Source organism: Actinophytocola xanthii (assembly GCF_001921205.1).
Classification (GTDB): Bacteria; Actinomycetota; Actinomycetes; order Mycobacteriales; family Pseudonocardiaceae; genus Actinophytocola; species Actinophytocola xanthii.
On record NZ_MSIE01000059.1, the window covers coordinates 19,357 to 45,136 of the forward strand.

Annotated in this window: 26 protein-coding genes and 1 pseudogene; 11 read left to right on the plus strand and 16 right to left on the minus strand. The window is 72.9% G+C overall.

The genetic code is table 11. From position 1 onward, the window contains the following. Positions 1–4: 4 nt before the first annotated feature. Positions 5–1,597, minus strand: a complete 1,593-nt coding sequence (locus BU204_RS41530; protein WP_233160712.1) for a DUF1996 domain-containing protein — start codon at positions 1,595–1,597, stop codon at positions 5–7. 177 nt (positions 1,598–1,774) lie between these two features. Between BU204_RS41530 and BU204_RS39485 the strand changes: the two genes are divergently transcribed. The 3 genes from BU204_RS39485 to BU204_RS28475 all read left to right on the plus strand — a co-directional run bounded on the left by BU204_RS39485 (position 1,775) and on the right by BU204_RS28475 (position 4,481). After that, positions 1,775–1,969, plus strand: coding sequence for a hypothetical protein (locus BU204_RS39485; RefSeq protein ID WP_143229813.1), 195 nt, complete (start codon positions 1,775–1,777; stop codon positions 1,967–1,969). Between the two features lie 406 nt (positions 1,970–2,375). Beyond that, positions 2,376–2,930, plus strand: a complete 555-nt coding sequence (locus BU204_RS28470; protein WP_075128857.1) for a sigma-70 family RNA polymerase sigma factor — start codon at positions 2,376–2,378, stop codon at positions 2,928–2,930. 6 nt (positions 2,931–2,936) lie between these two features. Next, entirely contained in the window at positions 2,937–4,481 is a 1,545-nt protein-coding gene (locus BU204_RS28475) for an anti-sigma factor family protein (RefSeq protein WP_143229814.1), read from the plus strand. A 78-nt stretch (positions 4,482–4,559) separates the two neighbouring features. On the opposite strand, the gene BU204_RS28480 is transcribed toward BU204_RS28475, so the two are convergent. After that, the gene (locus BU204_RS28480) at positions 4,560–5,456 is read right to left on the minus strand and encodes a transglutaminase-like domain-containing protein (RefSeq protein WP_075128859.1); all 897 of its coding nucleotides are present in this window, start codon (positions 5,454–5,456) and stop codon (positions 4,560–4,562) included. 161 nt (positions 5,457–5,617) lie between these two features. Between BU204_RS28480 and BU204_RS28485 the strand changes: the two genes are divergently transcribed. Then, entirely contained in the window at positions 5,618–6,247 is a 630-nt protein-coding gene (locus BU204_RS28485; RefSeq protein ID WP_075128860.1) for a copper resistance CopC family protein, read from the plus strand. Between the two features lie 135 nt (positions 6,248–6,382). Here the strand turns inward: BU204_RS28485 and BU204_RS28490 are convergent, their stop codons facing one another. The 5 genes from BU204_RS28490 to BU204_RS28510 all read right to left on the minus strand — a co-directional run bounded on the left by BU204_RS28490 (position 6,383) and on the right by BU204_RS28510 (position 10,967). Continuing rightward, complete coding sequence (locus BU204_RS28490; protein ID WP_143229815.1) at positions 6,383–6,880, minus strand: hypothetical protein; 498 nt, start codon at positions 6,878–6,880, stop codon at positions 6,383–6,385. 78 nt (positions 6,881–6,958) lie between these two features. Next, entirely contained in the window at positions 6,959–7,927 is a 969-nt protein-coding gene (locus tag BU204_RS28495; RefSeq protein ID WP_075128862.1) for an acyl-CoA desaturase, read from the minus strand. Positions 7,928–8,069: 142 nt separating this feature from the next. Beyond that, positions 8,070–9,602: a molybdopterin-dependent oxidoreductase gene (locus BU204_RS28500; protein ID WP_143229816.1), complete on the minus strand. Its 1,533-nt coding sequence runs from the start codon at positions 9,600–9,602 to the stop codon at positions 8,070–8,072. A gap of 90 nt (positions 9,603–9,692) precedes the next feature. Beyond that, positions 9,693–10,367, minus strand: coding sequence for a fasciclin domain-containing protein (locus BU204_RS28505; protein ID WP_075128863.1), 675 nt, complete (start codon positions 10,365–10,367; stop codon positions 9,693–9,695). A gap of 81 nt (positions 10,368–10,448) precedes the next feature. Next, entirely contained in the window at positions 10,449–10,967 is a 519-nt protein-coding gene (locus tag BU204_RS28510; protein WP_075128864.1) for a YceI family protein, read from the minus strand. Between the two features lie 107 nt (positions 10,968–11,074). On the opposite strand from BU204_RS28510, the gene BU204_RS28515 reads away from it, so the two are divergent. The 4 genes from BU204_RS28515 (at position 11,075) to BU204_RS28530 (ending at position 14,744) form a co-directional block, all read left to right on the plus strand. After that, a complete protein-coding gene (locus BU204_RS28515) occupies positions 11,075–12,208 on the plus strand; it encodes a sensor histidine kinase (protein WP_233160714.1) in 1,134 nt (377 codons plus the stop codon). After that, positions 12,205–12,852: a response regulator transcription factor gene (locus BU204_RS28520; RefSeq protein WP_143229817.1), complete on the plus strand. Its 648-nt coding sequence runs from the start codon at positions 12,205–12,207 to the stop codon at positions 12,850–12,852. Before BU204_RS28515 ends, BU204_RS28520 begins: the two co-directional genes overlap by 4 nt. Before the next feature lie 72 nt (positions 12,853–12,924). After that, positions 12,925–13,203, plus strand: a complete 279-nt coding sequence (locus BU204_RS28525; RefSeq protein WP_198943024.1) for a hypothetical protein — start codon at positions 12,925–12,927, stop codon at positions 13,201–13,203. Then, positions 13,200–14,744, plus strand: coding sequence for an amidase (locus BU204_RS28530; RefSeq protein ID WP_075128903.1), 1,545 nt, complete (start codon positions 13,200–13,202; stop codon positions 14,742–14,744). Before BU204_RS28525 ends, BU204_RS28530 begins: the two co-directional genes overlap by 4 nt. Positions 14,745–14,781: 37 nt before the next feature. Here the strand turns inward: BU204_RS28530 and BU204_RS28535 are convergent, their stop codons facing one another. The 5 genes and pseudogenes from BU204_RS28535 to BU204_RS28560 all read right to left on the minus strand — a co-directional run bounded on the left by BU204_RS28535 (position 14,782) and on the right by BU204_RS28560 (position 19,622). Further along, positions 14,782–15,984 carry a helix-turn-helix domain-containing protein gene (locus tag BU204_RS28535; protein WP_075128866.1) on the minus strand — a complete coding sequence of 401 codons (1,203 nt, stop codon included), beginning with the start codon at positions 15,982–15,984 and terminating at the stop codon, positions 14,782–14,784. Between the two features lie 153 nt (positions 15,985–16,137). Continuing rightward, positions 16,138–17,124 (minus strand): glycerophosphodiester phosphodiesterase family protein, encoded by a 987-nt coding sequence (locus BU204_RS41535; RefSeq protein WP_233160721.1) that lies wholly within the window; start codon positions 17,122–17,124, stop codon positions 16,138–16,140. Between the two features lie 15 nt (positions 17,125–17,139). Next, a pseudogene (locus BU204_RS41540) lies at positions 17,140–18,195 on the minus strand (glycerophosphodiester phosphodiesterase family protein); the annotation flags it as partial. Positions 18,196–18,273: 78 nt separating this feature from the next. Then, positions 18,274–19,278: a serine hydrolase gene (locus BU204_RS28555; protein ID WP_198943025.1), complete on the minus strand. Its 1,005-nt coding sequence runs from the start codon at positions 19,276–19,278 to the stop codon at positions 18,274–18,276. A 32-nt stretch (positions 19,279–19,310) separates the two neighbouring features. Then, positions 19,311–19,622 carry a hypothetical protein gene (locus BU204_RS28560; RefSeq protein WP_075128867.1) on the minus strand — a complete coding sequence of 104 codons (312 nt, stop codon included), beginning with the start codon at positions 19,620–19,622 and terminating at the stop codon, positions 19,311–19,313. Between the two features lie 94 nt (positions 19,623–19,716). Between BU204_RS28560 and BU204_RS28565 the strand changes: the two genes are divergently transcribed. After that, complete coding sequence (locus tag BU204_RS28565) at positions 19,717–20,631, plus strand: LLM class F420-dependent oxidoreductase (protein ID WP_075128868.1); 915 nt, start codon at positions 19,717–19,719, stop codon at positions 20,629–20,631. Between the two features lies 1 nt (position 20,632). Here BU204_RS28565 and BU204_RS28570 read toward each other — a convergent pair whose 3' ends face one another. The 3 genes from BU204_RS28570 to BU204_RS28580 are packed head-to-tail and all read right to left on the minus strand — an operon-like array spanning position 20,633 to position 23,108. Further along, positions 20,633–21,865, minus strand: a complete 1,233-nt coding sequence (locus tag BU204_RS28570) for a sensor histidine kinase (RefSeq protein WP_075128869.1) — start codon at positions 21,863–21,865, stop codon at positions 20,633–20,635. Beyond that, positions 21,862–22,542 (minus strand): two-component system response regulator CseB, encoded by a 681-nt coding sequence (gene cseB, locus BU204_RS28575; RefSeq protein WP_075128870.1) that lies wholly within the window; start codon positions 22,540–22,542, stop codon positions 21,862–21,864. Before cseB ends, BU204_RS28570 begins: the two co-directional genes overlap by 4 nt. Next, complete coding sequence (locus BU204_RS28580; protein ID WP_075128871.1) at positions 22,539–23,108, minus strand: hypothetical protein; 570 nt, start codon at positions 23,106–23,108, stop codon at positions 22,539–22,541. Before BU204_RS28580 ends, cseB begins: the two co-directional genes overlap by 4 nt. Positions 23,109–23,301: 193 nt before the next feature. Here BU204_RS28580 and BU204_RS28585 point away from each other — a divergent pair, with 193 nt between their 5' ends. After that, entirely contained in the window at positions 23,302–24,555 is a 1,254-nt protein-coding gene (locus BU204_RS28585; RefSeq protein ID WP_075128872.1) for an LCP family protein, read from the plus strand. Positions 24,556–24,603: 48 nt separating this feature from the next. Here the strand turns inward: BU204_RS28585 and BU204_RS28590 are convergent, their stop codons facing one another. Beyond that, positions 24,604–25,185 (minus strand): TetR/AcrR family transcriptional regulator, encoded by a 582-nt coding sequence (locus BU204_RS28590; RefSeq protein WP_075128873.1) that lies wholly within the window; start codon positions 25,183–25,185, stop codon positions 24,604–24,606. 91 nt (positions 25,186–25,276) lie between these two features. Here BU204_RS28590 and BU204_RS28595 point away from each other — a divergent pair, with 91 nt between their 5' ends. Then, positions 25,277–25,687 carry a nuclear transport factor 2 family protein gene (locus tag BU204_RS28595; protein WP_083661723.1) on the plus strand — a complete coding sequence of 137 codons (411 nt, stop codon included), beginning with the start codon at positions 25,277–25,279 and terminating at the stop codon, positions 25,685–25,687. The last annotated feature ends 93 nt before the right edge of the window (positions 25,688–25,780 follow it).

Here is a 25,780-nt window from a genome sequence, read left to right on the forward strand (position 1 = left end):
AGGATCAGCAGTTCCGGCCGCTGTTGATGCAGCGCACGACCCGGTTCATCAACTGCGTCGGCATGACGTTGACGAAGTCGTTGTGATCGGTGATCGGGCTGTGCAGCTCATCGGGGAAGGCGTCGACAGCGTAGATGGCGCCCCGGGGGATGTTGTAGGTCAGTGTGATCCGCAGCTGCGGCACTGCCTGGAAGCCCTGCGGGCACGCCCCCCTCTGGTCGGCGAACGCCACGTGCGTGCGGTGGTTCGCGCTGTCGGTGTTCTGCCCGTCCCAGCAGCCCGGGAAGTCAGCGATGCGCTGGACCTGGCTGCCGCGGGGGCAGAGCGGGTACTTGTCGGTGATCCGGTTGGTGAAACCGGTGCAGGTCCACTTGGCGTTGGCGTTGGTCCCGCCCTGGGTCTGGGCCTTGGCGTTACCGGTCAGCACCCGGAGGAACTGCGGCATCGCGACGACCCGGGACCGGGCGTTGCCCCGGAACTGGAGCTGGACCGCGGCCGGACGGAGCACCGTGCCGACGTTGTGGGCGTTGGCCTCGTCGGGCGCGCCGCCGCCGTTGGCGTCACGCAGACGCAGCACCGGCCAGAAGTACGTCGACAGGTCGCCCTGGGCACAGGTCGTGTCCGCCGCGGCGAGGCTCTCGTTGGTCGAGGCGGCACTGGCGTCCGTGTTGCCGACGTAGTCGTGCAGGTGGTGGGCGCCGTTGACGACGCCGGGCGAGACGATGAAGTTGTCGTTGTTGAAGTGGCCTTCACCGTTGGTGCCGCAGCGGGAGATGAACGTGCCGCGCGAGCCGCCCCGGCCGGTCCGCGGCGAGGCCGCGAGGTTGTTCACCGGGACCTGGCGGATGTTCACGAAGTCCTGCGGGAACGGGCCGAGCTCGTTCGTGCACTCCTCGTTGCCGAAGTCCTCCTCGGGAGCCTCGGAGGGCACCGGCGGGACGGTCTCGGCGGGCGGCGGGCCCTGCTCGCCGGGAACCTCGTTCGGGTCGGTGCTCACCGGCGGCTCACCCTCGGGAGCCTCACCGGTGGGCTGCTCCTCGGCCGGCGGCTGCTCGCTGGGCTGCTCCTCGGCCGGCGGCTGCTCCTCGGCGGGGGCCTCCTCGGTCGGCTGCTGGCCCCTCGGGGGACGCAGGCCCTGGGCGGAGGTCAGCCCGAAGTTCTGCACTTCCTCCTGAGCACCCTCGACCGGCTGCTCCTCGGCGGGAGCCTCCTCGGCAGGGGCCTCCTCGGCAGGGGCTTCCCCGGCGGGTGGCTGCTCCTCGGTAGCCCCTTCGGCGGGCGGAGCCTCCTCAGCTGGGGGAGCCTCCTCGGCGGGGGGAGCCTCCTCGGCCGGAGCCGACTCCGCCGGCGGGGCTGACTCCTCCGGGGGTGCGCTCTCCTCGGGCGGAGCGGACTCCGCCGGCGGAGGAACGACCTCGCTGGACGCGGGGGGTGGGACATCCGGCAGACACGGCACCGGACGGGGTGCCGCCTCGTTGTCGGCCTGCGCGGCACCGTAGATGCCGATTCCGACAGCCGTGCCGAGGATGCAGACCGCGGCCGTACCCGCGGCGATCAGCCGTCGGCGCAGATGCCGCGGTATCTGGTGTCTTCCCATGCTCTTGCCTCGCAGTTTCTGTTTCTGTGCGTTCGGGGGAGCTCAGCGCTGGAGCGGCCGTGGCAGCCCCGCGGTCAGGCCGATCTGGGCGACGCAGATGACGACCACCAGGCCGGGGTCGACGCCGTTCCCGCCGTCGGTCCTGGAGCGGACACGACCGGAATCGAGGCGCCCTGGGTGATCGGTGTCGCCGGAGCCGTTGCCGGCTCGATCGGCTCGGTGGAGGCCGGGGATGGTGCGACCGGCTGGGGACCTGTCGTCCCCGCGCCGCCGCTCACCGCCGTCTCCACCGGCGTTGTGTTGACGTTGACCAGTCCGGTGCCCTCCAAGAAGGTCATGGTCCGGGCCGTCTGTCGGGTGGCCCGCTGCTGAGCTCGTCGGCCCACAGCCGGGATGGCCGGCGTAGTCGCCGGCGTGGTGGGATCGGTTCGTGGTTGGCGGGACGTCACCGGCCTGCTCCTCCCGTGGACCGCAGCATCCAGCGGGATGAGCAGGGCCAGCGACGCCTCTGCCACGACGCGACCGCGAACGAGTCCGTCCACTGGGGACTCAGACCTCGTCGCTCTCGCCGCGCCCGCCGTGTCTGGTGTACGGGGCGGGCGGGGCGATGCGGTCGCATCGGGTGCTCATGGAGATTTTCCTTTCTTCGCAAGGATTTCCTTGGTCACCAGCACGTGCGGTCACCAGCAGATACGGAAACCCGGGAGTCACGGTTCAATCACGACGCCACGACAAGTGTGACGTAGGTCACTCGACATCTGGTTGCCCAAGGTCCACGATGTGCGCCGTGAGCCGGCGTTCAAGACTCGACTTGGCCGGCGCGGAAGACGTCTCGGACAGAAACGAGGCGTTGGTCAGGATGCTCTACCGCGAGTTCGGTGGCGCGCTGTTCGGACATGTGCTGCACCTCACGGGCAATGACCGACAGTGGGCGGAGGACGTCGTGCAGGAGACCCTGGTTCGCGCCTGGCGCAATGCCGATCGACTGGATCGGGAGCCAGGCATGCTTCGTGCCTGGCTGTACACGGTGGCGCGTCGTATCGTCATCGACGGACGGCGGAGTCACAGTGCTCGCCCGAGGGAGGTGGACGCCGCGCCGCTGGAGGCCATGCCGATCCCGGACGGGTCGGAGAAATCGCTGTCCGCCATGGTCGTCGCCGAGGCTCTGCAGGGGTTGAGCCCCGAGCACCGAGAGGCGCTCGCGGAGACGTACCTGCGTGACCGGACGGTCAACGAGGCGGCGGCAGTGCTCGGGGTGCCGCCGGGAACGGTGAAGTCGCGGGTGTACTACGCCCTGCGCGCACTGCGGCAGCAGCTTCGGGACGGGGAGTAACCGACGATGACCGCACCACGCCACGTGGACGTAGGGGCCTACGTCCTGGGCATACTGGACGAACCGGACGAAGCCGCCTACGAGAAGCACTTCGCGCAGTGCGAGCAGTGCCGACGTGAGTTCATCGAGCTGGCCGACATGCCGGCGGCGCTGGACATGCTGAAGCCGGGCAAGGCCGCGCCACCGGCGCCGCCACCGCTGTCGGACCTGATCGACTTCTCGAAGCTGGGGCCGCCGCCGACATCGAGACGTTCGTCACCGCGGACCGCGTCGATGCCCTCGATGCCGGCCGTGCCGCCGCAACAGCGGCCGGCCGGTGCGACCCAGCCGCACAAGGTTCCCCCACGTCCCGGCGCCCACCCCCCGACGAACGGGGGCCCGAGGCCCGTCCCGGGACACGCCCCGCCCGCGGGGGCGGGCCCTCGTGCCAACGGCAGCGCCCGCCCCATCCTGCCCGGCCGGCCGAACCCCGCGACCCCACCCCCCGGAGCCGACGGCACCGGCCGACGCCTGCCCGCCGTCCCCCCGCCGGGAGCGGCACCCCACGGCCGCCCTCGCCCGGACGGGACGGGCCGCCACCAGCCGGCGACCCCGCCGGGAGGCACCCCCGCGGGAGGCCGCCCCGACGGAACAGGCCGGCACAAGCCCGCCACGCCGCCGGCAGGAAGTCCGGTCGCCGGGCGCTCCCGCGTCGAAGGCACGGGCCGCCACAAGCCGGCGACCCCACCGGCGGGCACCCCGATCGCCGGCCGCACCCGCGCCGAGGGCACCGGGCAGCACCCTGCCGCCACCGGGACGGGCCGGCACAAGCCGGCCACCCCACCGGCAGGCACTCCAGCCGCCGGCCGTGCCGGCCAACCACCCGCCACCAACCGGCCCGAGGGCACCGGCCGGCACAAGCCGGCCGGCACCCGGGCCGGGGGCGCGGACGTCCAGGCGTCCTCCCCCGCGCTCACGCCCGCCGCCCGACCGGCGACCAAGCCCACGGCGAAAGCACCCGCCAAGGCATCCAAGGCACCGGCGAAGCCGCCGACCAAGGCGAGGGACTCCCTGCCTGCCGGACGGGCCGGCGGCCGGCGGATGGCCAAGCCCATGTGGCTGTCGGCGGCCGCGGTCGTCGCGGTGGCGATGGTCGTGGGTGTGGTGATCAGCCTGTCCGGCGGCGGCGAGCCCGGCGACCAGGTGGCCGTTCCCTCGACGCAGGCCACCACCGCGCCCTCCGACGCGGTCGCCGGCGCCCACACCGTCAACGGCACCGACCCGGAGACCGGGATCACGGCGATCATCACTGTCGAACCCGTCGCCGACGGGACCGAGGTCGACCTCCTGCTCTACGAGGTCGACGGGCAGCGCCAGGGCACGCTCTACGCGGTGTCGCGGTTCGGCGAGCACAAGCGTGTGACCGCCTGGCGGTCCCCGCCCGGCGGCGCCGGCGCCCGGGAGGCCGTCCGCGCCTCAGGGATCGTCGACATGTCCCAGCAGGACATCATCCGCTTCGAGCTGATCGACGAGCAGGAGGGAATCGCTCCGGTGCTGGAAGTGCCGATCTGATCGACCCTCCCCGACCAACCCGGCTCGCTGCGTCCACAACGGACACGGCGAGCCGGTTTTTGTCTAGTTAGGACCGATCTACCTTTCGTGCCCGGGCAGCCGCGGGCCGACCTCCTCGTTGCGTGACCGCACGACGTTGTGCACGACCCGCGGCACACGCAGCCGCTCGTCGGACTCGTAAAGCGCGCGCAACTGCTCGAAGTTCTCGTCCGGCGCGGCGGTCAGCTCGGACAGGTGGTCGAACAGCCGCACCCGGTCCTCGTCGAGCCGGTCGTCCGGCCCCGGCATCGAGCCCCAGACGTCCCAGGGCAGCATCTCCGCGTTGTTCAGCGCGGCCACGTCGCGCACCATGTTGCTCGCGATCCACCAGAACCCGGCCTCACCGGTGAAGCTCAGGCCGAACGTGTCCGGGTCCGCCTCCCCCTCACGGCAGCGCGCCCACGCGTCGCCGGCGATGAGGAACCCGTTCCGGGGCACGTCGGTGGGGTCGAAGTCGATCGGGAACATCTCCCGCTGGTGCTCGTCGAGCTGCGCGTCGGCGAGGCGCCACCGGTCGTCTCGCCAGTACTCGGCCACCCAGTGGTCCTCGTTGACACCGCTGATGAAGTACCCGCCGAAACCACAGCGGGCGCGGGCGGGAACCCCCTTGGCCCGCAGCATCGACACGAGCAACACGGTGAAGTGTCGACAGTTCGCCGGAACCCGCGCGGCGGGCTCACGCGGGACGTCGAGCGGCCGAGGGTCCCTGGCGACGACGTGGTCCAGCAGCTCCTCCACCGGCCGCACGTGCACGGTCTCCCGGTCCGAGTCGCTGAGCTCCACCCCGTACGAGCCGGCGAGGTGCTCGTGGATCAACACTCCCTGGGCCGCCGAGGACAAGGCGGCGACATCGTTCGGCAACTCGTCGAACAAGGACGCGTGTCTGCCCGCCGACGTGAGCCCAACCTGTTTGGCGTACAACGGAAGCGTCTGCATGCACTCTGTTCTACAGCCCTGCCAACATGTTCCGCGCTCGGGGGTCGCACAAGTCGAGGTCGGAGGGGGTATGGGTGACTATTCGCGCGGGTTATCGGAGCGGGAAAGCGTTTTCCAGGCCCGCTGCCGCGGGACGGGCACGGAGCTGGCATGATTCGGACATGAGCTTCCGCCGCCTCCTGGCAACGACCCTGCTGAGCACGCTCACGCTGGTCCTGACGGCGACCCCGGCGGCGGCGCACGCGGAGCTGATCGCGAGCGACCCGGCCCAGGACGCTTCGGTGGCGACGGCCCCGGCCCAGGTGCGGCTGACGTTCAGCGAGCCGGTGAGCCCGGCGCCGAACGTGGTGGAGATCAGCGGTCCGGGCGGCGCGCGCTGGACGGTCGGCTCACCCGCCGTCGCCGGTGCCGAGGTGACCGTTCCGGTGCAGGCCAGCGGCCCGGCGGGCGCCTACACGCTCGTGTACCGCGTCATCTCATCCGACGGCGACGCGGTGTCGGGCACCATCCGCTTCGCCCTGACGACGCCCGCCACGCCCCCGACGCGGAGCACCACGGAGTCGACACCCACGCAGCCGCCCGCGGAGAGCGAGGCCGTGGAGAGCGAGGCCGTGGACACCAGCGCCCCCGCCCACGAGAACACCGCCGCGACCGGCGCCGAGGACGGAAGCGGCCCACCCGCCTGGGTCTGGATCGTCGCCGCGGTGGCCCTCGTCGCCGCCGGGATCGTCATCGCCCTGCGCGTGGCCCGCTCGAGTAGCACCCGCCAGCCCTCATCCAGCGACAGCTGACCCAACCCGCCGGGCCCCTCCGGCCACAGCTGACCTCGGCAGGACCGCGGCCTGGTCGACCGCCTCCCGACCACGCCGACGGACGCGAGACGCAACACACACCGCCCAACCGGCTCCACCGCCCGTCGCCGAGGGTCAGAACGCTCGGCGCCACTCCCCGTCCTGGCACACGACCGGTTGGTAGCGCGCCGTCATCGAGTACGCCCCCGGTCGACCGCAGGACTCTCCCAGCACGGCGAACTGCCCGTCCGGCCTCGGCGACGGCCTCCGTGGACGCTCCGGCTGCTCCGCGGTCGGGCTTGGGGCCGTCGCCGTCGGGGCCGGCGCCCTCTCGGTGGTCGGCGGGGGCGGCGGCTCCTCCGTCGGCGCCGGCTCGATCTCGGCGGTCGCCGTGCTGGGCACAGGGGGTGCCACCACTACGGGAGCGGTCGTCGTGGTGGTCGGCGGGGTGGTGGCGGCGGCCACCGGACTTCCCGCCTCCGCCGAGGACCCGCCCGACACCAGGAAGAAGCCTCCGACCACCGCCACAGACAGGGCGAACGCCCCCAGCCTGATCATGGCCGGGGACCGGTCACGCTCCGGCTGCGGAGCCGGACGTGGCCGGCAGGGCGTCTCGTAGACAAGCCGCGGCATGCGGGGCTCCCGGTCCGGTCGCGCTCGGTGACTGTGGCGAGTCGCCAACGTACCAAAGGCGTACCCCGACCGGGTCGCTCAGCCGGCCACCGCCTTGCGGCGCTTCTCCAACGCGGTCAGCCGCCGCTCGGTGGGCCAGCGCACGTCGGTCGCCCAGCCAAGCTTCTCCAGCATCCAGATGACCCTGGCCGAGATGTCGATCTGCCCGCGCCGCACCCCGTGCCGTGCGCACGTCGGGTCGGCGTGGTGCAGGTTGTGCCACGACTCGCCCATCGAGAGCACGGCCAGCGGCCAGAAGTTCGCCGACTTGTCGCGGGCGGCGAACGGCCGGCTGCCGATCATGTGGCAGACCGAGTTGACCGACCACGTCACGTGGTGCAGGAGCGACACCCGCACCAGGCCCGCCCAGAAGAACGCGGTCACCGCGCCCCACCAGGACCAGGTGATCAGGCCACCGAGCACGGCCGGCGCGAGCAGCGTGACCGCCGTCCAGAGACCGAACTGGCGGTGCACCCGCACGATGTCGGGGTCGGCGAGCAGGTCCGGGGCGAACCGCTCGGCGTTGGACAGGTTGCGGTCGAACACCCAGCCCATGTGGGCGTGCCAGAAGCCCTTGACCAGTGCGACCGGCGACGTGCCGAACGCCCAGGGCGAGTGCGGGTCGCCGTCCCGGTCGGAGAACGCGTGGTGGCGGCGGTGGTCGGCCACCCAGTGGGTGATCGGGCCCTGCAACGCCATGCTGCCCACGATCGCGAGGGCCACCCGCAGGGGCCGGTTCGCCTTGAACGAGCGGTGGGTGAAGTACCGGTGGAAGCCGACGGTCACCCCGAGGATGGTGACCGTGTAGAACACCGCGGCCAGCGCGATGTCCACCCACCCGAGCCCCCAGCCCCAGGCCAGCGGCACCGCGGCGATCAACGCCGCGAACGGCCCGAGGATGAAGACGTACGTCGCGATGTGCGGGGCCAGCCCTCGAGGCGCGCCGTGGATGGGCCGCACCTCCCGCGGTGCGGACTCCGTGGTTTCCGCGTCAGCGGCCAACGTCATACCTTCGTCACCCCGAACTAGTCGAAACCGGACAGCTAGCGTGTAGGAAAGCAGCTGAGCGTGGCTGATGCCACCCTTGGCGAGCAACTGGCACGTCACCGTGCCATGAACAATGCTCCCCCGGCTCGCACCGTCGCGCAGATCAGGCCACGCTGAACTGCACCGAGTGCCAGCCGGTGGCACCGTCCGGGATCGGAGCGACGCGGGCGTCGGTCTGGGTGCGGCCGCGCCGGTCGGTCGCCCGGACCTCGGCCCGGTGCTGCCCAGGCTCGAGCCGCAGGTCAAGCCGCCACATGCGCCACGTTCGCACGTTCACCTCGGTCGCCAGCGTCGCCGTCCGCCACGGCCCGCCGTCCACCCGCACCTCGACCCGCTGGACGCCGATGTGCTGGGCCCACGCCACGCCGGCGAGCGTGACGCGCCCCGCCGGCACCGTCGCGAACCCGCGCGGGGCGTCGATCCTCGACTGGGTCTTGATCGGGGCCCGACGGCCCCAGCCCCGGCTCAGCCAGTAGGACTCCTTGGCCTCGAACGTCGTCAACTCCAGGTCGACCACCCACTTGGTGGCCGAGACGAACCCGTACAGCCCGGGCACCACCAGCCGGGCGGGGAACCCGTGCTCGAGCGGCAGGGGCTCGCCGTTCATGCCGAGCGCCAGCATCGCGCCGCGCCGGGTGTCGAGCACCGCCTCGGTGGGGGTGCCGGCCGTCCAGCCGTCGACCGAGGTCGAGAACAGCTGGTCGGCACCCGGTCGTACACCAGCCTCGGCGAGCAGGTCGCCCAGCGGCACCCCGACGAAGTTCGCCGTCGACACGTAGGGGCCGCCGACCTCGTTGGACACACAGGTCATGGTGATCGTCCGCTCGACGAGCGGGCGGTCGCGGATGTCGGCGTAGGAGTAGGTCCGCTCCCGCTCGACCATGCCGTGCACCCGCAGCGTCCAGTCCTCCGCCCGGACCGCCGGCACCTGGGCGAGCGCGGTGTCCACCCGGTAGAAGTCGCGGTTACTGGTCAGGAACCGCGGGGTGCCGGCCGCGGCGAAGTCCGCGCCGGCCGGGATCGGCGGCGCCGGGAAGGCCGGGGTGAGCGGACCGACCGCGGCGCGGGAGGCCGCCGCCCCGTTGCGGCCGGCGAGCAGCTGCCCGGCCCCGCCGAGCACGCCCGCGCCCACCGCCACCCCGGCCGAGGTCAGCAGGAACCGCCGCCGTGCCGCCGAGTCCGGCGCCGGCCGGGTGGCGAGCGTGTGCAGCCACCAGAGGACACCGACGCCCGCGGCCGTGCTGGCCAGCGGGGCGGTCACCCCGACCACGCCGACCGTGGGCTGGTCGAGCACGGCGACCAGCCCGACCACGCCGACCGCGGCGGCGAGCGCGATGCCCAGCCAGAGGCGGCGACGGGACAGCAGGCCGGCGACGGCCCCGGTGACCAGCAGCACCACCCCGAGCCCGCCGAACAGCAGGGCCTTCTTGGTATCCCCCAGGTTGGCGATGGCGAAATCGGTGACCGAGGGAGGGCTGAGGTCGCGCACGGCGTTGCCGACCGCGAGCACCGGCGAGGCGTCCGGGTCGACGATCCCGGCCACCAGGTGCCCGGCGGTCACCGCGGCCAGCACCGAGAGCACACCGATTCCGGCCGCGACCGGGCGGGACGGAATGACGGGCGAGTCGTTCTCCATGGTAATAGTTCGGAGCCGACCGGAAAATGGATTGCCGAAACCGCCGGAGCCCGTGGTGAACGGGCTCCGGCGGTGCGGTGAAAATACGATCTACATTGTCGGCATGAGCACCGAGTCGATCAGGTAGACGGTCGCGTTGGCGGTTTGCACGCCACCGCAGACCACGTTCGCGTCGTTGACCTTGAGGCTGTCACCGGAGCCGGTGACCTCCACCGCCCCGCCCTGCACCGTGGTCTGCTCGCCGGCGATCGCGTCCGGGGCGATCTGGCCGGGAACCACGTGGTAGGTCAGGATCGTGGTGAGCAGGGCGTCGTCGGTCTTGAGCGTGTCGATCGTCGCCTTGTCGATCTTGGCGAAGGCGGAGTCGACCGGCGCGAACACCGTGAACTCGTCGCCGTTGAGCGTGTCGACCAGGTTCACCTTGGGGTTGAGCTTGCCGGAGACGGCCTGGACCAGGGTCTTGAGCATTGGGTTGTTGCTCGCCGCGACCGCGACCGGGTCCTGGGCCATGCCGGAGACCGAGCCGGCGCCCTCGGGAACCTGCTCGGCGTAGTCCGCGCAGCCGGGGCCGACCAGGTTGGCGGCGGGGTCCGCCGAGTCCATCGAGGGGGAGGGCTCGGACGACTCCATCACCGACGAACCGCCGCCGGCACCGGCGTCACCGCTGTCGCTCGCGGCGGGCTCGTCGCTGCCGCACGCCGCGCCGAAGAACGCGACGAACGCGACCGCCACAGCCAGGCTGCCCCGACGAATGCTTCGCTTCATGAGTGGTGTTCTCCCATTCCTGTCGATTGTCATCCGGGCCAGATGTCCGGTATTCGGTGACCGACGGGAAGAGGATTGGTTTCATCGTGTGGCGGTGATCTCAATCCGCATCCGGAGGCGTCGCCCGGCCATGCCCCTCATGGCGGTCACGCCGAACTCGTAGCGGTCGACGACGGTCGTCGCGATGACTCGCAGCCGGGGTCCGGCCACCCGGACCTCCGCCAGCTCCAGTGCGACCGGCCGGGTGACGCCGCGCACGGTGAGGCCGCCGTGCAGCACCCAGCGCTCGCCGTCCCGCTCGAGGTTCGTGGAGGCGAAGTCGATGAACGGGTGGTATTCCGCGCCGAGGTAGGTCGCCGAGCGGACGGCGTGGTCGCGGGCGGCCACCCCGGTGTCGACGCTGGCGGCACTGACCGTGGCGCGGGCAAAGGAGGAGGTCACCGGCTCCCCGACGTCGACCTGGCCGTCCCGGAGAGCGAAGGTTCCCCGGACCGTGCCGAGGCCGAACACGTGGCGCGTGGCGAAGGAGATCGTGGAGGCGGAGGTGTCGACGCGGTAGGCGCCCGCGACGGGTGTCTGGATGGCAGGGGTCGTGTGCATGGGGAGAGCGTGCGGTCCGGACCTGGTCGCCACATCGACCGAGGGGCGCGGCCGGTGTCGACTTTGGTCGCTGTGGGCGGCGGGTGGTCGACCGTAGGCTCGGGACCGTGTTCGGTGTCCATGGCTGCTCGATGCGGCCCTCGTTCGTTGCCGGGGTGGCGGGGGTGCTGGTCGCCGCCTCCACCTACGGGCAGTACGCCTCCGGGGCGCGGGGCTGGCTGCTCGCGATGGAGATCGTGCTGGGGGTGGCGGGTGCCGCGGCGACGCCGCTGCTGGCGCGTCGGCCGGTCGGCACCGCACTCGGGCTGGCCGCGCTCGCGGCGGTGTCGCCGACGGTCACCCCCACCGCCACTATCGGGACGCTGCACGTCGCGAGTTTCGGGCCGCTGCCGGTCGCGGCGGGGGTGACGGCGGCCGGCGTCGGGGCGCACGCCGTTCGCGGGCTGTGGCTGCCGGTGCCGGGCCTGCCCTACGGGTGGTGGCTGGTCCTGGTGGTCGCCTGCCACGCGGCGCTGCTCGCGGCCGGCGCCCTCGGGCAGACCCGCCGCGCGCTGATCGCCTCGCTGTGCGAGCGTGCCGAGCGGGCCGAGGCCGAGCAGGGCCGGCGGGTGGCGGAGGCCCGCGCCGCCGAGCGGGCCGCGCTGGCGCGGGAGATGCACGACGTGCTCGCCCACCGGCTCTCCCTGCTGGCCACCTACGCCGGAGCGCTGGAGTACCGCCCCGACCACCCGCCGGAGCGGCTCGCGACCGCCGCGGGGGTGGTCCGGGCCGGCGTGCACCAGGCGCTCGACGAGCTGCGCCAGGTGATCACGCTGCTCGACGACGACCCGGCCGGCACCGACCGGCCTCCGCCGGAGCTCGCCGACCTGCCGGAGCTGGTCGAGGAGTCCCGGGCGTCCGGAACCGAGATCGACCTGCGCGACACGCGTCCGGCGCCGGCCGAGGTGCCGGGTCCCACCGCCCGGACCGCCTACCGGGTGCTGCAGGAGGCGCTGACCAACGCGCGCAAGCACGCGCCAGGCCAGCCCGTGCGGATCGCGCTCGACGGCGCCCCGGGGACCGGGCTGCTGATCGCCGTGTGCAACCCGCTGCCCGACGCACCCGCCGAGCCGGTCGTGCCCGGTGCTGGACGGGGCCTGGTCGGGCTGACCGAACGGGTTCGGCTGGCCGGGGGCCGCCTCGACCACCCGGTGACCGCGGCGGAGTTCCGGCTGTCGGCCTCGCTGCCGTGGCCGGCATGAGCGTGCGGGTGCTGGTCGTCGACGACGACGCGCTGGTGCGGGCCGGGCTCACGCTGATGCTCGACGGCGCCGGGGACGTGGTGGTCGTCGGCGAGGCGGGCGACGGGGCGGACGTGGCCCCCGCCCTGGACGCGCATCCCACCGACGTGGTGCTGATGGACCTCCGCATGCCGCGGGTGAACGGCATCGACGCGACCCGCCGGGTGCGGGCCCGGGCCCAGCCGCCCGAGATGATCGTGCTGACGACCTTCGACACCGACGAGAACGTGCTGCGCGCGCTGCGGGCCGGTGCGAGTGGGTTCCTGCTCAAGGACGCGCCGCCGGCCGAGATCGTCCGCGCCGTGCGCCGGGTCGCGGCCGGCGAGCCCATGCTGTCACCGGCGATCACCCGGCGGCTGATGGACCGGGTGGCGACCGAGGCCGGGGCGCACGAGCGGGCGCGCGCGGTGCTGGCCGCGCTGAGCGTACGCGAGCGGGAGGTGGCGGTGGCGGTGGGCCAGGGGAAGACCAACGCCGAGATCGCGGCGGGGCTGCACGTGAGCGTGGCGACGGTGAAGGCGCACATCACCCGCATCCTGACCAAGCTCGGGCTGGGCAACCGGACCCAGATCGCGCTGCTCGCCCACGACGCCGGGTTGATCTGATGGCCACACCGCCGCCCCCTCGTGGAAATGTGGACGTCGGAAGCTGACGCTCCGGCTACAAGGAGGCAGGCAGTGGCACCAGTGCAGCCCACCGACGACGAGCTCGACACGATGATCAGGGCCAGGCTCGCCCTGCTCGGCATCGACCTCGACCAGCTCCCCCCGGGGAGCGCCGCGGACCCGGAGACCGGCGCCCCTGGCCGCGACACCGCGCTGGCGAGCCTGCGTTCGTTCATGCGGACGACGGTGCTGCCGCTGGCCGGCTACCGCTTCGGCCAGGATCCCCGCCTCGCGCAGCAGGTCGCGCCGCCCGCGCTGTACCCGTCGATCATGACGGCGTGGAACCGATGAGCAGCCGCCGTGCGTTCCTCGCCCGCACCGCCGCCCTGGGCATGGGCGCCGCGGTGGCCCTGCCCGCGGTCGCCGAGGCTGCCCCGGCGGCGGCCGCCGCGCCCCCGGACGTCGACGTCGAACCCCGCCCCGAGGCCCGCGGGGACCTCACCGAGCTGACCGTCGCCGAGGCGGCCACGCTGATCCGCCGCGGCCGGCTGGACCCCGCGGACCTGCTCGCCGCCTACCTCGAGCGGATCGACGCCTTCGACGGGACCTACCAGGCGTTCAACCTGGTCCGCCGGGACGCGGCAGCGGCCGAGGCCCGAGCCGCGGCGCGCCGCCGCCCGCGGACGCCGCTGCACGGGATCCCACTGGCGATCAAGGACAACTACTTCACCGCGGGCGTGCCGACGACCGCGAACTCGTTCCTGTTCGCCGGCTTCGTGCCGCCCTGGAACGCCACCGCGGTGGCCAGGCTGACCGCGGCGGGCGGAATCGTGCTGGGCAAGACCCAGATGGGCCCGCTGGCCACGACCCGCGCGACGACCCCGTCCGGCGAGGTGACCACGGTGAACGCCTGGGCGCCTGCCCGCCCCGAGGTGGACCCCGGCGGCTCCTCCACCGGCAGCGCGACCGCCGTCGCCGGCCGGATGGCGACCTCGGCGATCGGCACGCAGACCGGCGGTTCGATCACCGCGCCGTCCAACGCCCAGAACCTGACCGGCCTCAAACCCACGATGGGCCGGGTGTCGCTGCACGGGATCGTGCCGCTGAGCTACACCCGCGACCATCCGGGCCCACTGGCCCGCGACGCGCTCGACGCCGCGATCATGCTCGCGGTCATGGCCGGCCCGGATCCCGAGGACCCGCGCACGCTCGGCCTGCCCCGCGTGCCCGACCTGGTCACCGCGGCGACGCCGGTGCGCTCGCGCGGCCGGGTCCGCCTGCGCTGGCCGACGCGGGTGGGCGTGATCCCCGGCTACGCGGCGAGCCCGGCACGCACAGCGTTCCTGGACACGCTCGCCGACATCCCCGGGGTGACCCTGGTCGACGTGCCGCTGCCCGAGGAGTGGGAGCTGCTGACCGGCGCGGTGTTCAACAACGTGCGGCTGCCCGAACGCAGTGAGCCGTTCCTGCCCCAGCTGGCGAGCGACCTGCGCGGCTTCGGCGTGTCGGTGTTGGGGTGGTTGCAGGGCGCGCTGCTGGGCGCGGACGAGTTCCTGATCGGCCAGCGGGCGAAGCTGCGGCTGCTGGAGCGGGTGCTCGAGGACGTGTTCGACCGCTGCGACGTCGTGGTGCAGACGGGCCCGGTGCCCTTCGACATCCTGGGCCTGCCCGAGCTCGGGCTGCCGATCGGTTTCACGGCCGAGGGCCTCCCGACCGGAACCATCCTCGGCGGCCAACCCTACGCCGAGGACCGGCTGCTGGCCGTCGCCGCCGCCTACCAGGCCGTCACCGACTGGCACCACCGCCGCCCCGCCGACCCGACCCCCACGGCCCGACGCCGCCCGTCGAGCCCGCGCCTGGACGCCCTCGACGTGCTCGACTCGATGCAGTAGTTCAGCCGCCGACCACGTCGCCCGCCGGGGCGAGCTGTCAGCCGGCGAGGCCCAGCCGGTAGGCCATGCCTCGAAGGTCCCGGTTGGCGCCGAGGCGGCCCCGGGTGAGCAGCTCGCTGATGCTCTCCCGTACATAGGGGTTGGTTCTCATGCGTTGCGGAGCAAGCGCTTCCGCGCGTGAGAACGCGGCAACGGCGTCGTCCTCCCGGCCGCGGAGCGTCGCGAGACCGCGCCCGACGTCGCAGTAGAAGGTCGCCTGCCGACCGGCCGACGGAACCCGTTCGACGTCGACCTGCCGGGCGAGCTCCGGAACGCGGCCACCCTCGCCGCTTTCCAGCGCCACCGCCACGCGCCAGATACTCACGTTCCGCTCGCCGAACAGGAGACCGGCGAAGGTGCCTTCGCCGACCTCTCGCGCCACGCGAGCCGCCTCGTCGAGGTGTTCCCGCGCGCGGTCGGGGCGACCGGTGACAGCGCAGTTCAGGGCGGCGGACAGGTTCAGCATTCCGAACATCTCCCCCGCGGCGCCGCCGTCGGGCACGAGCGTGTCGGCGCTCCGATCGGCGAGGCCGAGCGCACGCTCCCGGGCACCCGGCCCGAGCACCGCGTGGGCGCGGACGAAATCCGCCAGCGCCGCCCAGGCGGGCGTGGAGACGGCCTCCCCGGCGCGATGGAGCCGGCTCGCGACCATCCACGCCAGGTCACCGTGCCCCAGGTCCTTCGCCAGGTAGAAGGCCGAATGCAGAACGCTCGCGAACAGCATCCACGCCTCGGTCGTCCGGGCACGGTCCGCGTACCGGTAGCCCTCCGCGAGGAGCGCCGGAACCAGATCGGCGAGCCGGGCGTAGTCCGACGCGAGGCAGGCCGCGGTCACCGCGGTGACGTCCTGCCTCAACTCCTCGGGGTGGCGCCGCGGAACGAGGTCGTCGAGCGCACCGATCTCGATGTCCCGCAGCACGGCACGAAGCTCCTCGGCCGCCGCGGAGCCATGGTCGTCGCCAACAGCGGACGGTGCGTACGGCTGTCCGGTCAGCTCGGACGGAGAGACCCGCAACGCCGCCGCCAACGACTCCAGCGGCGAGCGTCGATCGACTCGGCGCAGCCCTCGTTCGATCATGGAGAGGTAGCTCGGCGAGAACCCGGCCAGGCCCGCCGTCGCCGTCAAGGACATCCGACGCCAGAGCCGCACCGCGCGAACGCGTCGCCCGATCGTGTTCTCCGCTGGTTCCTGGGTGGTCATACGCAGCGTCCCCTGTCGCTGGTCCCGGCAGGCCCAGCGTAACCCCACGCGCACGAACCAACACCGCCTGCGCCGAAACCGTCGGTCCCCACCCGTACGCTGGTGACCGGGGGCCGGAGGCCGACCCGGTCACCAGCGTGCGGAACCGAACACCTACCGCAGCCCCGCCCGCTTGGCCACGGCGACCAGCAGCGCCGGGTCGTCCGAGATCAGGCCGTCCACGCCGAGGGCGATCACGCGGTCCATCGTCGCCTCGTCGTTCACCGTGTAGGGGACGACCTTGAGGCGGTCCCGCCGCTGGAGCACCTCGACCGACGGGCCGTGGTAGTACGCCGGGTTCTGGCGCAGGTACCAGTCCGGGTCCGCGACCGTGCCCTGGTTCGGGTCGTGAACCTGCCAGTTCGCCGACACCGTGCTCGCGCCGACGGCCTTGGTCAGCGTGCCGAGGTCCCGGTGGCGCCACCAGTCCAGACCGGCCGTCCAGGGGCTCTTGACGGTCGGATCGGAGTACACGGCACGCAGCGAGCACTCGTCGGCCAGCGACGCGCACTCCGCCGGGCCGTACTGCCACACCAACGCCACCGTCTCGATCCGCCGGTCGAGTCTCCGGGCGAGGGCGATCGTGCGCCAGTCGAACGACTGGATGGTCGTCCGGTTGCTCATCCGCGCGGCGCGGACGGCCGCGACGAGCTTGCCGGTGAACACCCGGTAGTCCGCGGTGTCGGCCACCAGCGGGCTGATCTTGGTCTCGATGTTGAGGCGGACATCGCGGCGGCCGCTGGCGCGGACGAGGTCGAACACCTCGGTGAGCGTCGGGATCCGCTCGCCAGGCACGGACACCTGCCCGGGGAACTCCGGCAGCGTCCGCGAGCCGCAGTCCAGCGTCCGCACCTGGCGCAGCACCAGGTCGTGCACCCGCTTGCCGACGTAGGGGTACTCGCGGTCACCGGGCCAGGCCGGCGCGGTGTCGACACAGTGCGAGCCGTTGACCGTGCGGTCGTGCGTGACCACCAGGTGCCCGTCCTGGGTGACGCCCGTGTCGAGCTCCAATGTGGACACCCCGGGCATGGCCAACGCGTTGCGGAACGCGGCGAGCGTGTTCTCCGGCCGCACCGAGCGCCCGCCGCGGTGGGCCTGCACGTCGAACGGCGAGGCGTAGGCGCGCGGCAGGCGGAAGCGGTACTCCGCGGCGACCTGGCGCAACCGGTCCGGATAGTCGGTGATGATCCCGTCCACGCCGTCCTCGACCAGCTTGCGCATGGTCGCCGGGTCGTTGACCGTCCACGGCACCACCCTGATCCCGTTGCGGTGCGCGTGCGCGACCAGCTCGCGCGTCACGTACGGGCGGTAGCCCGGGTCGCCCACGGTGCCGTTCTGCGGGAAGCCGTGCACCGGCGAGAACGTGGTGGCGCCGAAGGACCTGATCGCCCGGATGGGGTCGCCACCGAAGTCGTCGATGTCGATCCCGCCGAGCCAGGGCGAGGCGCCCGGCTGGCCGGTCTGCAGGAAGTCGTAGTTGGTCAGCGCGACCAGCGGCAGCCGGGGCTCCACCTCGCGCATCCGCATCAGCGCGCCCCAGTCGAAGCTCTGGACGGTGACCCGCCGCAGGAACCCGGCCGCCCGCACCTCCCGCGCGACGGCCTGGACGAACTGCTCACGCGGTGCGGTCTCCTGCGGCGCGCCGGCCTCGACCTTGGTCTCGATGTTGAGCTGCACGTCGTCGGCCCGGTAGCGCCGCACGAGCGCGAACACCTCGGCGAGCAGCGGCATCCGCGACCCCGGTGTCAGCTCCTGCCCGGGATGGTCGGCGAGCCGTCGGCTCCCGCAGTCGAGCGTGCGGACCTGGGCGAGGCTGAGGTTCCTGACGTACTTGCCGACGTAGGGGAACTCCGGGTCGCCGGGGGTGGCCGGCGCCGTGTCCAGGCACTTGGCGCCCGAGACCCGGCGGTCGTGGGTGACCACCGCCTGGCCGTCCTCGGTGATCTGCACGTCGAGCTCCAGTGTGGACACCCCGACGCGCAGGCCGTTGCCGAAGGAGCTCAGCGTGCTCTCCGAGCGCAGGCCGAGCCCGCCGCGGTGCGCCTGGATGTCGAACTCCCCGCCGCGGCCCTGCCCCCGGGTGGCCGCGGCGGGCGCGGAGCCAATCCCGGGGGCGAGGAGCGCGGCGACGAGCACCGCGATCGCGAACCGTGAACCCGATGGTCTGTTCATGGGTCCACATTCTGGTCGGGCGCCGGTGCCCGGCGGGAGGTTCGCCGGTGGCCGGGAGGTGAACGGCGCCCGAAGAGGTCAGCCGCCGTTGGACGGGCGGTAGGCCGGGGTGCGGTGCACGCGTGTGGAGACCGGAGCGGCGGCGGCGCCGGCGACGTCGAACAGGGCGCGGCCGATCACCTGCCGGGCCCGCAGCGCCGGATGGGTGGCGGCGAAGTCGGTCGTGTTGACCGCGTCGTCACCGCTGAACGGGCCGGTCGCGAACATCGCGTAGGTGGCGACGGCGGCGCCCGCCGGGTCGAACACCACCCCGGCCTCGTGCCGGTCCTCGTTGAACCAGCCGGCCTTGGTGGCCACCCGCAGCCGTTCCGGCGTGGTGAGGTTGAGCCGGACGCCGTCGGTGAACGCGGAGGTCGCGCGCAGCACGTTGAGCAGGAAGTCGGTGGAGGTCGGGGACAGCAGCTGGCCGGAGACGAGCTTGGTCAGCAGGGTGTGGGTCTCGCGCGGAGTGGTGGTGCCCAGGAAGAACCGGTTCGGGTTCTGCACCGGCACGACCTGGGTGTGGACGAAGCCCTTGGCCTGCAGGATCTCGTTCAGCTCGGCGGCCGGGCAGACCAGCCCGCACAGCCGGACCGCGGTGTTGTCCGACACCGTGAGCAGGGTCGACATCACGTGGCCAAGGGTGACCGAGCTGGGGTAGGCCCGGTCGAGCGCGAACACGCCGTCGGTGTCCTGGATGACGATCGCCGAGGTGACGTCCACCCGCTGGTCAAGCGTGAGCAGGCCCCGGTCGATCTTGTCCAGGACGGCGGTGGCGACCGCGATCTTGTTGACGCTCTGGGCGTTGACGACCTTGTCCGGCTGCTGCTCGACGACCACGTCGGGGCCGACGCTGATCAGGGACGACCAGGTGCCCTCCGCCCGCGCGACCTCACGAGCGTAGGTCGCGGAGAGGCGGCGGGTGGACCGGTCGGGCGCGGCCGGCGCGGCGGCGGCGGTGCCGGCGCCGGCGCCGGCGCCGAGCACTCCCCCCGCCGCGGCGGCGGTACCGAGACCGATGGCGAATCTGCGGGTGATTTTCACCCGGGAGATCCAACCATTGCTACTGCAAACGGTCAACCATTCTTGGGTCGGCGTGGCGCGGCCACCCGGATCACGCTGTCCTCGCCGATCTGACGCACGTCGGGGTGCTCGGTCTCGTTGCACCAGTTGCCGCCCTCGCCGAGGTAGCGGAACCGGACGTCGGTGCCGTCGGGCACCGTGACGGCCACCGAACGGGTGCCGTTGCTGCGCGGACGCAGCTCGTGCACCCCCGGCCGCCACTCGTTGAAGTCGCCCACGACGCTCACCCGGCCGTGCGGCGTGTCGGACCGCAGGACGAAGGTCAGCCGAACCCCGCCCGTACGGTCGCGATCGATCCGAAGCATCGCTCGTTCTCGTCCCTTCACCAGCTGACCCTCCACACAGGATGGCGGACGAGGCGCCGCGCCGCGATTCGACACCGGGAGGTTGAATGTGGGCATGGATCTACGGGTGATGATCGAGCCCCAGCAGGGGGCTACCTACGACACTCAGCTGCGGTTGGCCAGAGCCGCCGAGGCGGCGGGCTACTCCGCGTTCTTCCGCTCCGACCACTATCTGGCGATGGGGTCGTCCGACGGGCTGCCCGGCCCCACCGACGCCTGGGTGACGCTGGCCGGCCTGGCCAGGGAGACCACCCGGATCCGGCTCGGCACGATGGTGACGGCCGGGACGTTCCGGCTGCCCGGGGTGCTGGCGATCCAGGTGGCGCAGGTGGACCAGATGTCGGGCGGCCGGGTCGAGGTCGGTCTCGGGGCCGGCTGGTACGAGGCCGAGCACACCGCGTACGGCATCCCGTTCCCCACCGCGCGGCACGCCCGCCTCGCCGAACAGCTCGAGATCGTGACCGGCCTGTGGGCGACGCCCCTCGGGGAGCGTTACTCGTTCGACGGCCGGTACTACACGCTCACCGACTCCCCCGCGCTGCCCAAGCCCACCCAGTCGCCGGTGCCGGTGATCGTCGGCGGGATGGGCCCCACCAGGACGCCGCAGCTCGCGGCCCGGTTCGCGCACGAGTTCAACGCCCCGTTCGTCTCCGTCGAGGACACCGCCGCGCAGTTCGGCCGCGTCCGGGCGGCGCTGGCCGAGCAGGGCCGGTCCGACCTGGTGTTCTCCAGCGCGGTGGTCGCCTGCGTCGGCAAGGACGACGCCGAGGTGTCGCGCCGGGCCGCGGCGATCGGCCGGGAGGTCGACGAGCTCAAGGCGAACGGAGCGGCCGGTTCCCCGGCCGAGGCCGCCGACAAGCTCGGCCGGTACGCCGAGGCCGGCGCCACCCGGATCTACCTGCAGATCCTCGACATGGAGGACCTCGACCACCTGGAGCTGATCGCCGCCGAGGTCCGCCCCCAGCTCTGAGTCAGTCCGCCGGCTCGGCGGGCAGGGACAGGGTGGCGAGCGCGCCGCCGTCCTCGGCGTTGGCCAGCTCCAGGGTCGCGCCGAGGACCTTCGCCTGGGCCAGGGCGATCGTCAGCCCCAGCCCGTGCCCGCCGCCCCGGTCGCTGCTCGCCGTGCGGAAGCGGCTCGGACCGTCCCGGAGGAGGTCCTCGGCGAAGCCGGGGCCATGGTCGCGCACCCGCAGGGTCAGCCCGTCCACCTCGACGGTCACCGGCGGGGCGCCGTGACGCTCGGCGTTGAGCAGGAGGTTCACCAGCACCCGCTCGAGCCGCCGCGGGTCGGTGCGTGCCTGGGCCGCCGCGAGCACCAGCACCTCCGCCGACGGGACCACCGGCGGCACGCGGCGCCGGACGAAGTCGGCCAGGGAGAGCTCCACCAGCTCGGCCCGCTCGGCGGCGGTGTCCAGCCGGGCCACCTCCAGGATGTCCTCCACCAGGGAGCGCAGTACCCGCACCCGGTCCCGCACCAGCTCGGCCGGGCGCGAGGGGGGCAGCAGCTCCGCGGCGGTCACCAGGCCGGTGACCGGGGTGCGTAGCTCGTGGGCGATGTCGGCGGTCACCCGCTGCTCGGCGACCAGCCGCTCGCGCAGCGCGGCCGCCATCGCGTCCACGGCCTGGGCGAGCTCGGTGGTCTCGTCGCGCGGGCGGGCTCCGATCGTGTCCCCCACGCTGGTCCTCGCGTCGCCCTCGGCGACCCGCCGCGCGGCGACCGCGGCGCGGCGCAGGCGGCGGGAGAGCCGCCCGCCGAGCACGACACCCAGCACCGACCCGAGGGCCAGCACCCCGGAGGACCCGATGATCAGCACGTTGTCCAGCTGGGCCAGCGCCGCGTCGCGGTCGCGGTAGGAGGTGCGCAGCGACAGGACGTGCCCGCTGGTCTCGGCCGCGGCCCAGATCCAGGCGCCGTCGCGGCCCCGCTCGAGGTAGGTCGCCCGCCGGCCGCCGCGGACCGCGTCCCGCAGCGGCCCGGGAACGCGGTCGGAGTCCAGCTCGCTGCCCAGCGCCGCCCGGCCGGTCAGGCCGTAGTCGCGCACCACCAGCTGGATCCGCTCGTCCTGCACCCGCCGCGCGTCGGCCAGCTGCACCCGGCTGAACTCGGTACGGACCAGCAGGCTCAGCGCGACCGCCACGACCGCGCTGACCACCGCGATGACCGCCGACAACCGCCACCGCAGGCTCTGCGGGAACAGCCTCACGCGGTGGACCGGAGCTTGTAGCCGAACCCGCGGACGGTCTCGATCAGGTCCTGGCCGATCTTCGTGCGCAGCCGCTGGACGTGGACGTCCACCACCCGCGAGTCGCCGCCCCACTGGTAGTCCCACACCTGCTCGAGGAGCACGTCCCGGGTGAGCACGGTGCCCGGCGAGTCGACGAAGCAGAGCAGCAGGCGCAGCTCGGTCGGGGTGAGCTCCACCGGGCGGCCGGCCAACCGGACCTCGAGCGCGGACCGGTCGACCTCCAGCGGGCCGAACACCCTCACCGCGGACTCCACCGGCCGCACCGACCGGCTCATTCGACGCACCACCGCGCGGATCCTGGCGACCAGGACCGTGCTGTCGAACGGCTTGGTGACGTAGTCGTCGGCGCCCGCCTCCAGACCCAGCACCACGTCGATCGGGTCGGCCCGGGCCGACATCATGATGACCGGTGTCGGTCCCTCCTCGCGGATCTGCCGGCACAGGCTGACCCCGTTCATGCCGGGCAGCATCAGGTCAAGCAGCGCCACGTCGGGCCGGGCGGCGCGGTAGCTCGCCAGCCCGGTCAGCCCGTCCGCGGCCGTGGTCACGGTGAAGCCGTTGCGCTCCAGGGCCAGCTGGGTCGCCTCCCGGATCACCGCGTCGTCCTCGACGAGCAGGACCCGCAAGCCACTCATTTCCTGCTCTCCACGAGCGCGGTTCCGTTCCAGGTGTAGAGGGCGAGGTGCTCCTCGGTGGGACAGCACGGGTCGTCCCGCGGGCCGTAGCCGCTGTGCAGGGCCATCAGGCCACGCTCGGGAGCGACCAGCAGCTCCACGCCGCCGGTCTGCAGGGCGAGGAGGTTGACCGGCGGGTCCTCGCTCAGGTCGTAGACGTAGGCGGCGAGGCCGAAGCCGGAGCCGAAGCCGAACAGGGCCGCATCCTTGACGATCTTGCAGGAGAAGACCGTGACCACGAGCTCGGCGACGCCGTCGCCGGTGAGGTCGGTGTACCGGTCGTTGACCGGGTAGCCGCCGCCCTCACAGGGCACGAGCGCGGCCCTGACCTCGGCGCTGACCGCCGGATCGGCCCGCAGCACCGAGACCGCGTCGGCCGAGACCGGGGTTCCGCTGGGCAGGGGCGGCTCCGGGGGCGGTGGCGAGACCTGGCTCGCGCGCCCGGCGACCTCCACACCGCCGCTCGTCGCGCAGCCGGCGGCCCCGAGCAGCGCGAGACAACACAGCGCCGCGACCACCCGCCGCATCCGACCTCCCGTGTCCACCGGTGATGCGCACAAGCAGACCACGTCCCCTCGCCGCCGGTGACGCTCCCCCCGACGCCTGTTACCGGGCCGCGCTCCAGCCGCCGGTCGGCTGTTACACGTTCGTCGCCGGACGGGTGCAAACGATCAATAACGTCGAAGGGGCAGGCAGCCGCGAGCACCCGGGGGGTCGGACATGCGCGCTCTACCGGTGGTGAGGTGGGTCGCGCGGTCCGTGGTCGGCCTCACCTCGGTCGCCGTGCTCGGTGCGGTCGGCTTCGGCTGGGCCACCTACCAGGGGGCGGTGGACGACCTGGTCACCGACGAGGTGATCGTCGCCGCCCCCGAGGACGAGGCCGACGCCCAGTCCCCGCGGGAGCTGCCCCGGACCGCCCAGACCATCCTGCTGGTCGGCATCGACAGCCGCACCGACAACCGCGGCAACCCGCTGCCGCAGGACGTGCTCGACGCGATGCGGGCCGGCGAGGCGGACGGCGAGCAGAACACCGACACGATGATCCTGGTGCACGTGCCGGCGGACCCCGCGAAGCGGGCCTTCGCCGTGTCCCTGCCCCGGGACTCCTATGTAGACATCGGGGGCGGCTTCGGCATGCACAAGCTGAACTCCGCCTATGTCAGGGCGAGGAACGCGAAGGCCAGCGAGCTGAGCGGGAGCGGCGCCGACGAGGCGACCGTCCGCGCCGAGTCGACGACGGCCGGCCGGCGGAACCTGATCGCGACGGTGAGCGCGCTCACCGGGCTGCGGGTGGACCACTACGCGGAGATCAACCTGTACGGCTTCAGCGAGCTCACCAAGGCCGTCGGCGGCGTCCCGGTGTGCCTCACCGCCCCGGTCGACGACGACTACTCCGGGGCGCGGTTCCGGGCCGGGCACCAGGTGCTGCAGGGGGTGGACGCGCTCAAGTTCGTCCGCCAGCGCCACGGTTTGCCCGGCGGCGACCTCGACCGGGTGCGCCGCCAGCAGGCGTTCCTCGCCGGCCTGGCGAACCGCGTGTTCTCCGCCGGCACCCTCACCGACCCCGGCCGGGTCACCGCCATGGTCGACGCCCTGACCCGGTCGGTGGTGCTGGACCAGAACTGGAACCTGCTCGCCTTCGCCGAGCAGATCCAGGACCTGACCGGGGACCGGATCGAGTTCACCACGATCCCCACCGGACGCCCCGACCTGCCGACCCCCGACGGCAGCGCCGTCGAGGTGGACCCGGCCCAGGTGCGGGCGCACATCCAGGACCTGCTCGGCACCCCCACCCCGGCCCAGGCTCCGCCGGACAAGCAGGCGACGCCACCGGACGAGCGCTCCTCGGATGCGCCGGTGATCCGCAAATCACCCCCCGGCCCGGCCATGGTCTACCGCTTCGCGGCGGCGACCACCGCCACCCAGGACACCACCGCCCCCATCACCGCCGACCAGATCCCCTGCGTCAACTGACCGACCGGAGCGATCGGGTTAGTTCCCTGCGCGAGCCGTGCGCCCTGGTCACCGGGTCGCGTCAGGCAGTACGCCGTGCCGCAGGCCGTTGCGCAGCAGGGTGAGCAGGCGGTCGGCGCGTGCCGGGTCGTCCGGCGTCGCCCAGGCGATCGCGGCGACCAGCTTCAGCACGTCGTCGGCGTCCGCGTCGGCGGCGACCGCGCCAGCCTCGCGCGCCCGGGCCAGCAACGCCGCTCCCACGTCGAACAGCTCCGCGTGCCAGGCCGACGCCGGATCGTCGGCTCGGTCGAGCGCCGCGCTCATCACCGCGGCCGCCAGACCCTGGTAGGCCAACGCGTGGGTGAGCGCGGCACGCAACCACGCGCTCAGCGCCTCCATGGCGTCCTTTCCGGACAGCAGGTCGCGGCCGAGGGTGACCAGCTCGGCCGTCCGCTCGGCGAGCACCGTCTCGATGAGATCCATCCGGGTCGGGAAATGGCGGTACAGCGTCCCGCTGGCCACACCCGCTCGCCGGGCGATCTCGTCCAGCGAAGCGTCCACGCCGGACTCGGCGAACGCGATCCGGGCCTGCTCGACCAACTGGTCGTAGTTGCGCCGGGCATCCGCACGTCTCGGACGGCTGCCTGCCACGCGAGATCACCATCCTTGCTAACCGGGGACACAGTCCGCTACCGTCCCACTAACCGGACTATGTTTCACCTTAATGGCAGGAGGGTCACCCATGACGTGGACCGCCCGCGAGGTCCTCGACCGCTGGCGCCGAGCCTCCGTCGAACAGTCCATCGAGGACATGCGCTGCCTGTACGCGGTCGACGCCGTGCACGAGTTCCCGTTCACCGCACCCGGTCTGCCCTCGCGCCTGGAGGGACGGGACGAGATCGTGGGTTGGATCGCGGCGGGGTGGAGCACCAACGCCCTGAGGTACGAGACCTACCGCACGCGCGCCGTCCACGGCACCGACGACCAGGACACGATCGTCGTCGAGCAGGAGGCGGTCGGGACCAGTGCGGCCACCGGCGGCTTCGCGCTGCCGAACCTCGTGGTGCTCACCGTCCACAACGGGCAGATCGCCGAGCTGCGCGACTACGTCAACATTCCCGCGGCCATGGCCGCGCTGGGAGTGGGAAGGTAAGGCGGACTACCGCCCACTTAAACGTATAGCGCACCCCGGCCCTTGCGGCAAGACCCGGTCCCTGCCGCAGAATCTGCGACCGACAAGCGCACC